Below are 11865 nucleotides of genomic sequence, written 5' to 3'. Positions count from 1 at the left end.
GCAAAGCCCCGGTCCATGACCGGGGCTTTTTCATGCCTGCTCGCGGTGCCGGTGGCGCTACAACTCCACGCCCAGCTCATGCTTGACCAGCGCCAGCAGCTTGCCGGTATCGATGGGCTTGAGCAGGAAGTCCACCACGCTCAGGTGCATGGCGGCGATGGCGTCGCGCACATCGGCGTCGCCGGAAATGATGATGATCGGCAGGGCCGCCCGTTCCGATTCGCGCACCTGGCGAATCAGGTCCAGGCCACTACAGGGCGCCATGCGCAGGTCGGTGATCAGCAAGCCGATGGATTTGTTCGACTCGAGCATCTCCAACGCCGCCTTGCCACTGGCCGCGGTCATGCAGCGAATGCCATCGAGACCGAGTATTTCCGAAAGCAGCTCGCGGGCATCCTTGTCGTCATCGGCAATCAGCACCCGCTGCGGCGGCAGGTCGGGTTCCAGCATGACGGCACTCAGCGCCTCGCGCTCGGCATCGCTCAGGATATCGTGGTCGGACATACAGTTCTCTACAGGATCGAATCACCTAGCACAGTGGTCAGACATCGTCAGGCAGGCCTCCAATGTGCACTTCGTCGGAAAAATTTCCAAGCATCTTGATCAGAGCTTTTTTGCATCGATCGCCAGCGGCTCAAAGCCAAATGTCCGGCCCCGGTGAACGCTGACTGCCAGCGCCCGCAAGACAGCCCGCGCCAGACGCCTGCGCGGCGCGCCGCACCTAGACTTACGTCCAATGGGCGCTGGCGGGCCCCTGGGCCGACTATTACCGGGATCCGAACACAACAAATCCAAGAAGATTGCGGTAATCGTCATGAGTAAAACGGACGCCTTCACCCAGGCCGGGAAGACCGCGGTACTGCAGAACATCCAGGGCACGGTGCAGTTCCTGCAACGTTTCCCGCCCTTCAACCAGATGGAAAACCTGCACCTGGCCTACCTGGTGGAACAATGCCAGCTGCGCTTCTACGGCCCCGGCGACAGCATCATCAAGCCGGCCGACGGCCCGGTGGAGCACTTCTATATCGTCAAGCAGGGCCGGGTGGTGGGCGAACGTACCCACGCCGCCAAGGGCAGCACCGAGACCACCTTCGAGATCACCACCGGCGAATGCTTTCCCCTGGCCGCGCTGCTGGGCGAGCGAGCCACCCGCACCGAACACCGGGCCGCCGAAGACACCTTCTGCCTGCAACTGAACAAGGGCGCCTTCATCAAGCTGTTCGCCCTGTCGGCGGAGTTCCGCGATTTCGCCCTGCGTGGGGTCAGCAGCCTGCTCGACCAGGTCAACCAGCAGGTCAAGCGCAAGGCGGTGGAAACCCTCGGCACCCAATACTCGCTGAACACCCGCCTCGGCGAATTGGCCATGCGCCATCCCGTGACCTGCTCGCCGGCCACGCCACTGCGCGAAGCCGTGGCGCAGATGCATGAACAGCAGGTGGGCAGCATCGTGGTGGTGGACGAGCACAAGGCACCCCTGGGGATCTTCACCCTGCGCGACCTGCGCCAGGTGGTGGCCGACGGCAGCCAGGACCTTGACCACCCCATCGAACGCCACATGACCCAGGCGCCGTTCTTCCTCAGCCCGGACCACAGCGCCTTCGACGCGGCCATCGCCATGACCGAGCGCCACATCGCCCACGTCTGCCTGGTCAAGGAACAGCGCCTGTGCGGCGTGGTGTCCGAGCGCGATCTGTTCTCCCTGCAACGGGTCGACCTGGTGCACCTGGCGCGGACCATCCGCAATGCCCCACGGGTGGAGCACCTGGTGGCCCTGCGCGGCGAGATCGGCCAACTGGTGGAACGCATGCTGGCCCACGGCGCCTCGTCGACCCAGATCACCCACATCATCACCCTGCTCAACGACCACACCGTGTGCCGGGTGATCGAGCTGACCCTGGCCGACAAGGGCGACCCGGGCGTGCCCTTCAGCTGGCTGTGCTTCGGCAGCGAAGGCCGGCGCGAACAGACCCTGCACACCGACCAGGACAACGGCATCCTGTTCGAGGCCCGGGACGCGGCCCACGCCGCCGAGATCCGCGGCAAGCTGCTGCCTATCGCCCAGCAGGTCAACCACAGCCTGGCCCAGTGCGGCTTCACCCTGTGCAAGGGCAACATCATGGCCGGCAACCCCGAGCTGTGCCTGTCCCGTGCCGAGTGGGCCCGGCGCTTCGCGGCGTTCATCCGCGAGGCGACCCCGGAGAACCTGCTGGGCTCGAGCATCTATTTCGACCTGCGGGTGGTCTGGGGCGACGAGCAAGGCGCCGAACACCTGCGTCGCGGGATCCTCGACCAAGTGGCCGACAATCGCCTGTTCCAGCGCATGCTGGCGGAGAACGCCCTGCGCCAGCGGCCACCGGTGGGGCGCTTTCGCGAATTCGTGCTGGCCAAAAAGAACGGCGAGAAAGCCACCCTCGACCTCAAGGTCCAGGGCCTCACGCCCTTCGTCGACGGCGCCCGGCTGCTGGCCCTGGCCAACGGCATCGGCGCCATCAACACCCTGGAGCGTTTGCGCCAGCTGGTGTCCAGGCAAGTCATCGAGCCACTGGATGGCGCCGCCTATGAAGAGGCCTACCACTTCATCCAGCAGACCCGCATGCAGCAGCACCAGCGCCAGACCCGGGACAACCAGCCCTACTCCAACCGACTAGATCCCGACAGCCTCAACCACCTGGACCGGCGCATCCTGCGTGAATCCCTGCGCCAGGCCCAGCGCCTGCAAAGCAGCCTGGCCCTGCGGTACCAGCTATGAGCCTGTTCGATTGGTTCCGCCCCGCCGCCAGCGCCTTGAGCAGCGCACAGCAACTGCGCCGCGAGCGCCTGCCAGCCTTCGCGCCACTGGGCGACGGCAGCCTGCGCGAACAGCGCTGGGTGGTGGTGGACGTGGAGACCAGCGGCCTGAACCTCAATCGCGACCAGGTCCTGTCCATTGGCGCCGTGGCGATCGAGGACGGCGCCATCGACTTCCGCCAGCAATTCGAGCGCACCTTGCAGCGCGAGGGCCACAAGCTCAGCCCCAGCGTGCTGATCCATGGCCTGGGCCCCAGCGCCATCGCGGCCGGCAGCGATCCGGTCGAGGCCCTGCTGGATTTCATGGAGTTCGTCGGCGACAGCCCGCTACTGGCGTTCCATGCGCCCTTCGACCAGCACATGCTCGGCCGAGCACTGAAGGACAGCCTGGGCTACCGCCTGCAGCACGACTTTCTCGACGTGGCGGACATGGCGCCCCTGCTGTGCCCCGAATTCCATATCCGCGACGCCGGCCTGGATGACTGGATCAACGGCTTCAAGCTCCAGGTGGTGGAGCGTCACCACGCAGCGGCCGACGCCCTGGCCACCGCCGAGCTGGCGCTGATCCTGTTTCACCGCGCACGCCAGCAACAGATCCACAGTCCCTTGAACCTGCAACAGCGCCTGGGCCAGTGGAAACGCCGCCGGCAGGCTCCCTCCTTCTGATCCACCGCACTGTGGCGAGGGAGCAGGCTCCCGCTCGGTCGCGCAGCAGTCGTAGCACCTGAGTCCCGGGGCTAGCTGGCACAACGCCTTGGGCGTGCTTGCGTCCTCGCCACAACAGGGTCCTTGTCTTGGGCACCCGCCATCCTCAGCGACAAGACAGCCGACCAGCGTGAATTGCGCCACTGTTTCGCCTCTGTCACAATCGCGAATCATTCTCGTTATTTTAAACTTCTCCCTGAGTGGTTCCCGTTGTCGTCAGTCCCAAGCCCCCGCAATGAGCTGGTTGGTGAGCTGTACCGCGACCACCGTGGCTGGCTGCTGGCCTGGCTGCGACGCAACGTGGCCTGCGCCCAGCGCGCCGAAGACCTGAGCCAGGACACCTTCGTGCGCCTGCTGGGCCGCGAAGAACTCAAGGCCCCCCGCGAGCCCCGGGCCTTCCTGGTGGCTGTGGCCAAGGGCCTGCTGTTCGATCATTTCCGCCGCGCCGCCCTGGAACAGGCCTATCTCAACGAGCTGTGGCTGATCCCCGAGGCCGAACAGCCCTCGCCGGAAGAACAGCAAGTGATCCTCGAAGACCTCAAGGCTATCGACCGTCTGCTCGACAAGCTGTCGAGCAAGGCCCGCGCGGCCTTTCTCTACAGCCGCCTCGATGGCCTGGGCCACGCCGAGATCGCCACCCGTCTCGGGGTCTCGGTGCCCCGGGTCCGCCAGTATCTGGCCCAGGGCATCCGCCAATGCTACATCGCCCTCTACGGAGAGCCGACATGACCCCCATCAGTTCCAAGCCGGTATCCGCCCGGGTGCTGGACGCCGCCATCGCCTGGCAGCTGTCGCTGGCCGGCGGCGGCAGTGCCCTGGAGCACGAAGAGTTCGCCAAATGGCATGCCGCCCATGAAGAACACGCCCGCGCCTGGCGCCAACTGGGCATGCTCGATCAACGTTTCAGCCTGGCTCCCGGCCCAGCGCGCAATGCCCTGGTGCAATCGCGCGAAGGCCTGCGCCGGCGCGTGCGCCAGCTGGGTCGCGGGATCGCCAGCGTGGTGCTGGTGGGAGGACTGGCGCTGTTCCTCGAACAGCACTACCTGCCGCTGGACTACTGGCTGGCCGACCAGCGCACCGGTACCGGCGAGCAGCTCATGCTGCGCCTGTCCGACGGCACCCTGGTCAACCTCAATACCCACAGCGCGCTGGACGTGCGCTTCGACGACAAGCAACGGCGCATCATCCTGCAGGAAGGCGAGGTCCTGATCGAAACCGGGCACGGCGACAGTCGCCCGTTCATCGTCGAAACCCGCGACGGCCGGCTTCGGGCCCTGGGCACCCGGTTCCTGGTCAAGCGCGAAGACCGGGGCACGCGCCTGGGCGTGCTGCAATCGGCGGTGGCGGCACGGCCCCAGGAAGGCCAGGACGAAGAAGTGTTCAAGGAAGGCCAGCAGGTGCTGATGCAGCGCGATGGCCTGCAAGCGCCACAGGCCCTGGCCCAGGGCGCCGATGCCTGGAGCCGGGGCATGCTGGTGGTGGACAACGTCCGCCTGGGCGACCTGATCCAGGAGCTGGGTCGCTATCGCCACGGCTACCTGGGCGTCGCCCCCGAAGTGGCCGACCTGCGCATCACCGGCAGCTTCCCGCTGCACGACACCGACCTGGCGCTCGACGCCCTGCTGCCGACCCTGCCGGTGCAGATCGAGCGGCGCACCGCCTGGTGGATCAACGTCGTCGCCAAGGCCGATCCCAAGCGTTGAAGTCCTCCTCCCCGCCGGCTCCGACCTGTCCTGGAGCCGGCGGGCGACTGCCCTTTTTTCGCAAATCTAAATTATTTTCAATTCGCCCTATCACTTTTCGAATCTCGTCCGGCTCATAGGCAATTGCGAAACATTTCCATCCAGGAGCCGCCGTATGTCCCGCCCCCTAGACACCCTGTTGCGCCCCAGCCTGCTGGCCATTGCCATTGCCCTGAACGCCCCCCTGGCCAGCCCGTTGCTGATGGCGGCCGAGCAGTCCTCCAGCGTGCGCGCCTACAACCTGCCGGCGGCGCCCCTGGCCAGCACCCTGAACCAGATCGCCAGCCAGGCCGGCCTGGCCCTGAGCCTGAATCCGTCCCTGGCCGCCGGCAAGACCTCGGCCCCGGTCCAGGGCCAGTTCGACGCCGCCGGCGCCCTGCGCGAAGCCCTGCGCGGCACCGGCCTGCAGCTGGAACACAGCAGCGCCGGGACCTACAGCCTGGTGGCCGCACCGGACGGCGTCGTGGCCCTGCCGGAAACCAATATCAGTGGCCAGCAGGCCTATGAAAGTGCCTGGGGGCCGGTGGAAGGCTACGTCGCCAGCCGTACCGCTGCCGGCACCAAGACCGACACCTCGCTGGTGGAGGCGCCGCGCTCGATTTCCGTCGCCACCCGCCAGCAGATGACCGACCGCGCCGTGCAGAACCTCGATGACGCCGTGCGCTACATGCCCGGCATCGTCTCCGCCAGCTACGGCAGTGACACCCGTTACGACTGGATGCTGGTACGCGGCTTCGAACCCACCCAGTTCCTCGACGGCCTGCCACTGCCACGGGGCGTGTACGCCAACCCGAAAGCCGAAACCTGGAACCTCGACCGCCTGGCCTTGCTGCGCGGCCCGGCATCCTCGGTCTACGGCCAGACGCCTCCGGGCGGCTTGCTGGACATGGTCAGCCGGCGCCCTAGTGCCGAAGCCAGCCACTCCATCCAACTGCAATACGGCAGCGACAACTATCGCCAGCTCAACTTCGCCAGCACCGGCAAGATCGATGACGAAGGCCGGTTCCTATATGGACTCAGTGGTGTAGTCCGCGATGCCGGGACCCAGGTCGACCACATCGATAACAAGCGCTACAACATCGCTCCCAGCCTGACCTGGAACATCGACACCGATACCAAGCTGACCCTGCTGTCGCAGTTCACCCGCGACGATACCGGCGCCACCAGCCAGTTCATGCCGATCCAGGGCACCAAGATCAAGTCACCACTGGGCAAGGTCTCCCACCACAAGAACCTGGGCGATCCGGACTACGAGTTCTACGACCGAACCTACTACGCCTTGGGCTACGCCTTTGAACATCGCGTCAACGATGTCTGGCAGTTCCGCCAGAACCTGCGCTACACCAAGTCGGAGCTGTCCTTCCAGCAACTGACCGTGGGTTCCTACGCCTACTCGCCAGCCGACGCGGCGGGCAACATCAGCCGGACCTCGACCAACGTCAACGAGGACATCGGCCAATTCGCCGTGGATAACAACTTCCAGGCCGACTTCACCACCGGCGACATCAGCCATACCGTCCTGCTCGGCCTGGACCACCAGCGCTCCGACACCTCTTATCTGTCGATCTACGGCGACGGCGGCAAAACCAACATTTTCAACCCGATCTACGGCCAGCCGATCGTGCGCCCGGCGCGCTCCGGCGCCTATTACGACTACAACCAGAAAACCGTCCAGACCGGCCTGTACGTGCAGGATCAGATGGCCCTGGACAACTGGCGCCTGAGCCTCGGGGGGCGTGAAGACTGGGTGCACCAGGGCACCACCTACTTCAACAAGAAAGACGTGACCAACACGGATCGCAGCAAGAACTTCAGCGGCAACGCGGCGCTCAGCTATGTATTCGACTCAGGTTTCGTGCCGTATCTGTCCTATGCCGAATCCTTCCAGCCGGCGAGCAATGCCAGCGCCGACCCGCTCGAGTCGTACAAACCTACCGAAGGCAAGCAGTGGGAGCTGGGCATCAAGTATCAGCCGCCAGGCTCGAACACTCTGCTGAGCGCAGCGGTCTACGACCTGACCCAGAAGAATGTCCAGGTAACCAGCATCGGTGCAGGTGGCAAGTCGATCACCAGCCAGACCGGTGAAGTGAAGGTCAAGGGCCTGGAACTGGAGGCGGTCTCCGAGGTGACCGACAACCTCAAGGTCATCGCCGCCTATAGCCTGGCCAAGTCCGAGATACAAAAAGGCCTCTACAAGGGCAACCGCCTGCAACGGATGCCGAACCAGCAAGCCTCGCTGTGGGCCGACTACACCTGGCACGACGGCGTGCTGGATGGCTTCGGTATCGGTGCTGGCGCGCGCTATACCGGCAATACCTACGGCGACCAGGAAAACACCTGGCTGGGCAAGGCCAACGCCTACACCGTGTTCGATGCCTCCGTGCACTACGACCTCGGCCGCCTGGACAAGAGCTTGAAAGGGGCGTCGTTGAAACTCAACGCCACCAACCTGTTCGACAAGGACTACATCTCCACTTGCGATGGGTCGTACTGCTACTTCGGCGATCAGCGCAGCGTGGTCGCCAGCGCCACCTACCAGTGGTAACCCGCTGAGTTAACGACCGGGCCATCCAGCAGGATGGCCTTCGCGTGCCTGAAGGCTAATGAATGAAAAGCACAACCCTCCGCCGCTGGTCCTTCATCCACACCTGGACCAGCCTGATCTGCACGGTGTTCCTGCTGATGCTGGCGCTCACCGGGCTGCCACTGATCTTCCACCACGAGATCGACCACCTGCTGGGCAATGCCCCCGAGTTGCGGGAGATGCCCGCCGACACGCCGCGCCTGGACTTGCAGCAACTGGTCAAGGCCGCCGAGGCCCATCGGCCGGGCGAGGTCCTGCAGTACTTCGGCTGGGACGAAGACGAGCCCAACGGCGTGACCACCATCATGGCCAAGACCGCCGACACCGACCCCAACCTTTCCTATACCTTCATGCTCGACGCCCGTACCGGCGAGGCACTGGAGACGCCCTCGGCCAATGACGGCCTGATGATGTTCATCCTGCGCCTGCACGTGGACATGCTCGCCGAGTTGCCGGGCAAGTTGCTGCTGGCCTTCATGGGCGTGCTGTTCGTGCTGGCGCTCATCTCCGGCACCGTGCTCTACCTGCCGTTCATGCGTCGCCTGAAGTTCGCCACCGTGCGCCAGGACAAGTCCCGCCGCCTGCGCTGGCTCGACCTGCACAACCTGATCGGCGTGGTGACCCTGACCTGGGCCCTGGTGGTGGGAGTGACGGGGGTGATCAGCGCCTGCGCCGACCTGATCATCGCCGCCTGGCGCAACGACAGCCTCGCGGCGATGGTCGCGCCCTACCGCGATGCGCCGCCGCTGCAAACTCTGGCCCCGGCCAGTCGCCTGCTGGACATCGCCCGGGACGCGGCCCCGGGCATGCAACCGGACTTCATCGCCTTCCCCGGCACACGCTTCTCCAGCGAGCATCACTATGCGGTGTTCCTCAAGGGCGATAGCCACCTGACCTCGCACCTGCTGACCCCGGTGCTGATCGACGCCAGCACCCTGGAGGTCACCGCCGTGGCCGGCCGCCCCTGGTACATGGATGCCATGGGCATGTCGCAACCGCTGCATTTCGGTGACTACGGCGGCATGCCGATGAAGGTGCTGTGGGCCGTGATGGACGTGCTGACCATCGTCGTTCTGGGCAGCGGCCTGTACCTGTGGATCGTCCGACGTCGAGCCACCCGGCCGTTACCGCAGGTGCGCCCATGAAACGCCGTCAAGCGAGCTCCTGGAAGGTCTTCGCCGCGCCCCTGGCCATCGGCCTGCTCAGCGCCGCCGGGCTGTTCGCGGCATTGCTGGGCGACGGCCTGTGGGACAGCCTGAGCTGGATCGGCCTGGGCCTGCCGGCGCTGATCGCCCTGCGCGGCCTGTTCAAGCGCCAGGGCGCGGCGTGACCCCGGCGGCCGGAAAACCGCGCCACAGGTACATGGACAGCACCAGGCCGACCAGCATCACCGGGATGAACCCGCGGTTTTCCAGCAGCGCCTCGATGGCCACCAACACGCTGAACAGCGCCAGCCCCAGCAACGGTACATAACTGGCGGCCAGGCCCCAGCGCCAGGGGCGGGTCACCCGGGCCGGGCCGCGCAGGCCCAGCAGGGCACAGCCCAGGGCCGGCAGCGCCAGCGCCGGCAAGGCCCAGTACCAGGCCATGTAGGCGAACGCCATGATCAGCTCCGGCTCGCCTTCGCCCTTGCGGCGAACCTCGTATTGCAGGGCCAGGTACACCGTCAGGGCCCCCAGCAAGGTCAGGGCCAGGCTGATCAGCCCGTGCCGAAGGTAAGAACCGCGCATTCACCACTCCTTGTCCACATCACCTACGCACCTGTAGCCAGTATCAACAGTTGCGCTAAGATCCCCGGGCGAGAGCCTGCGCTCCCCTATCCACGAGGAATATTCATGTCCATCCCCAGCATGACGCTGTTCCACAACCCGGCATCACCCTATGTACGCAAGGTCATGGTGCTGCTGCACGAGACCGGGCAGCTGGATCGAGTCGCCCTGCACGACTGCCAGATGACGCCGATCAAGCCCGATGCCACGCTGAACCAGGACAACCCGCTGGGCAAGATTCCCGCCCTGCGCCTGGCCGACGGCCAGGTGTTGTACGACAGCCGGGTGATCCTCGACTACCTCGACCAGCAGCACGTCGGCCATCCGCTGATCCCCCGCAAGGGTTCGGCCCGCTGGCGGCGCCTGACCCTCGCCGCCCTGGCCGACGGCATCATGGATGCTTCGCTGCTGGTGCGCTACGAGCAGATCCTGCGTACCCCCGACCAACAATCGCAGTCGTGGATCGAAGGTCAAAGCGACAAGATCCATCGCGGCCTCGCGGAACTGGAAGCCGAGGCCATCGCCGAACTGGCCAGCCACTTCGACATCGCCGCCATCAGTGTCGCCTGTGCCCTGGGCTACCTGGACTTCCGCCATCCGAACCTGCAATGGCGCCAGGCCCAGCCCCGGCTCGCCGCCTGGTATGCCGAGGCCAGCGAGCGCGCCTCGATGCTGGCGACCCAACCCCCGGCCTAATCGGTCAACCGGTCCGGCTCGGGGCGCCGCGCAGCGCCTGGCCCGAGCGGCTTTCCGGAACCTGCCGACTGGCGCAGCAGCCACCAGGCATCGGCTGGAAACAATCCGGCAATCCGCAGCGCCAGGTGCTCCCGCTGGCGCTGATCCTCACGCAACCCCAACGACCTACTCACGGATCGCCCCCAGGTCGAAGTGCAGCGGTTGCGTCTCCTTGCGCTGGCCAACGCCGTACCAGTCCAGCTTGCGGGTCAGCACCATGAACACGCCCAACAGGCCGAACAACAGCAACGAGCCCATCAGCAGCGCGTAGTCCTCGGCGCTCAACAAGCCGTAGAGCAGGCCGTACAAGGCAGCCAGGGCGCCCGCGAACATCGCGCCGTGACGCCAACTGCGCAGCACATGGCTGACATAGAAACCGATCAACCCCACGCAGGCCGCGGCCGACACGCCATAGGCCAGCTCGAAGCCCAGGTGCTCGGACAACGACAGCAGCAACAGGTAGAAGAACGCCAGCGCCACGCCCACCAGGGCGTACTGTATCGGGTGCACCGCCAGGCTCTTGAGCACTTCGAAGAGGAAGAAACCGGCGAAGGTCAGGCCGATGAACAACAAGGCGTATTTGATCGCCCGGTCGCTCTTGAGGTACTGGTCCACCGGGTCGATGAAACTCACGCCGAAGCTGCGGCTGTCGAAGCCCTGGCATTGGCTGCCGAATGCGCAACGCTCCATGGCCTGCTCCAGGTTGGTAGAGAAGAACGAGGTCTGCCAGAGGGCCGAGAAACCTTTCTCGGTGACTTCCCGACGCACCGGCAGGTAGTTGCCGATGAAGCTCGGGTGCGGCCAATTGGCCGTCAGCAGGACCTTGCTGGTCTTGCCCACCGGCAGCACCGCCAACTGGCCGGTACCCTGCAAGCGCAGGTCGAAGGCAAAGTCCAGGCGACTGGCCTTTCTCAGGTCCAGGGGCGGCAGCACCACATGCACCCCTTCATCCAGCCAGCTGACGAAAGTGCCCGGGGCAAAGTCCAGGACCTGGCCGTTGAGTTGCAGCTGCAGGGCATTCTCGATCCCACGGATATCGCTGATGCCCACCGCCAAAAATGGCTGGTCGAACTGGTAGTCGGCAAAATCCTCCTTGATCCCGTATTGCTCGGGCACCACGAACTGGCCACTGATGTGGTTGTCGGCATGGAACAGCCGCGCCTCGTAGATACCCCGGGCGCGCAGCTCGGTCTGGACCTTGCCGTCCAGCTCGAACTGCTCCGGCAGGAAGAACAGGCGCCCCTGCTCTTCGCCGACCTCCTGATAGCGCTTCTTGGTCTTCTCGTCGGTCTTCCAGGTGCGCACGGTCTTGCGGTAGTCCACCACCAGCACCGGGCCGCGAAGCTGCTGCTGGGTGCTGGAGCTGCGGGCGATATCCTCGAGCACGCCGTCGCGCAGTTGCTGGCGCTCGCCGATCAGGCCGCTGATCAGCAGCAACGGGATCATCAACAAGATGATCAACAGGGCAATGGCCCCGAGCTTGAAGGACAGATTTCGATTCATGGGGCTCTCCCTGTGTGAATGCAGGAGAGTCTGGGGTGCC

At 65.3% G+C, this 11865-nt stretch carries 12 protein-coding genes; 8 read left to right on the top strand and 4 right to left on the bottom strand.

The genetic code is table 11. From position 1 onward, the window contains the following. Positions 1-57: 57 nt before the first annotated feature. Entirely contained in the window at positions 58-504 is a 447-nt protein-coding gene (locus H7A76_RS03270; RefSeq protein WP_185697180.1) for a response regulator, read from the bottom strand. A 310-nt stretch (positions 505-814) separates the two neighbouring features. Here H7A76_RS03270 and H7A76_RS03265 point away from each other — a divergent pair, with 310 nt between their 5' ends. The 7 genes from H7A76_RS03265 to H7A76_RS03235 all read left to right on the top strand — a co-directional run bounded on the left by H7A76_RS03265 (position 815) and on the right by H7A76_RS03235 (position 9148). Continuing rightward, complete coding sequence (locus tag H7A76_RS03265) at positions 815-2749, top strand: putative nucleotidyltransferase substrate binding domain-containing protein (protein ID WP_185697179.1); 1935 nt, start codon at positions 815-817, stop codon at positions 2747-2749. Further along, positions 2746-3453, top strand: coding sequence for a PolC-type DNA polymerase III (locus H7A76_RS03260; RefSeq protein ID WP_185697178.1), 708 nt, complete (start codon positions 2746-2748; stop codon positions 3451-3453). Before H7A76_RS03265 ends, H7A76_RS03260 begins: the two co-directional genes overlap by 4 nt. Before the next feature lie 249 nt (positions 3454-3702). Beyond that, positions 3703-4221, top strand: coding sequence for an RNA polymerase sigma factor (locus tag H7A76_RS03255; RefSeq protein WP_185697177.1), 519 nt, complete (start codon positions 3703-3705; stop codon positions 4219-4221). Next, on the top strand, positions 4218-5195 hold the full coding sequence (locus H7A76_RS03250) for a FecR family protein (RefSeq protein WP_185697176.1): 978 nt from the start codon (positions 4218-4220) through the stop codon (positions 5193-5195). The genes H7A76_RS03255 and H7A76_RS03250 overlap by 4 nt, the downstream gene beginning before the upstream one ends. A 154-nt stretch (positions 5196-5349) precedes the next feature. Next, positions 5350-7779, top strand: a complete 2430-nt coding sequence (locus H7A76_RS03245; protein ID WP_185697175.1) for a TonB-dependent siderophore receptor — start codon at positions 5350-5352, stop codon at positions 7777-7779. Positions 7780-7841: 62 nt separating this feature from the next. Then, positions 7842-8963, top strand: a complete 1122-nt coding sequence (locus H7A76_RS03240) for a PepSY domain-containing protein (RefSeq protein ID WP_185697174.1) — start codon at positions 7842-7844, stop codon at positions 8961-8963. Next, positions 8960-9148, top strand: a complete 189-nt coding sequence (locus tag H7A76_RS03235) for a hypothetical protein (RefSeq protein ID WP_185697173.1) — start codon at positions 8960-8962, stop codon at positions 9146-9148. Before H7A76_RS03240 ends, H7A76_RS03235 begins: the two co-directional genes overlap by 4 nt. On the opposite strand, the gene H7A76_RS03230 is transcribed toward H7A76_RS03235, so the two are convergent. Beyond that, entirely contained in the window at positions 9126-9548 is a 423-nt protein-coding gene (locus tag H7A76_RS03230) for a hypothetical protein (RefSeq protein WP_185697172.1), read from the bottom strand. The genes H7A76_RS03235 and H7A76_RS03230 overlap by 23 nt on opposite strands. Positions 9549-9653: 105 nt before the next feature. Between H7A76_RS03230 and H7A76_RS03225 the strand changes: the two genes are divergently transcribed. Next, positions 9654-10283 (top strand): glutathione S-transferase, encoded by a 630-nt coding sequence (locus H7A76_RS03225; protein WP_185697171.1) that lies wholly within the window; start codon positions 9654-9656, stop codon positions 10281-10283. On the opposite strand, the gene H7A76_RS03220 is transcribed toward H7A76_RS03225, so the two are convergent. Beyond that, positions 10280-10456: a hypothetical protein gene (locus H7A76_RS03220; protein WP_185697170.1), complete on the bottom strand. Its 177-nt coding sequence runs from the start codon at positions 10454-10456 to the stop codon at positions 10280-10282. The two genes, H7A76_RS03225 and H7A76_RS03220, sit on opposite strands and share 4 nt — an antisense overlap. Then, complete coding sequence (gene creD / locus H7A76_RS03215) at positions 10449-11825, bottom strand: cell envelope integrity protein CreD (RefSeq protein WP_185697169.1); 1377 nt, start codon at positions 11823-11825, stop codon at positions 10449-10451. Before creD ends, H7A76_RS03220 begins: the two co-directional genes overlap by 8 nt. Between the last annotated feature and the right edge of the window lie 40 nt (positions 11826-11865).

Origin of the sequence: Pseudomonas sp. MSSRFD41 (assembly GCF_014230245.1) — a bacterium.
GTDB lineage: Bacteria > Pseudomonadota > Gammaproteobacteria > Pseudomonadales > Pseudomonadaceae > Aquipseudomonas > Aquipseudomonas piscis.
Note: the sequence above shows the minus strand (reverse complement) of the source record. Positions and strands in the feature narration are given on the sequence as shown.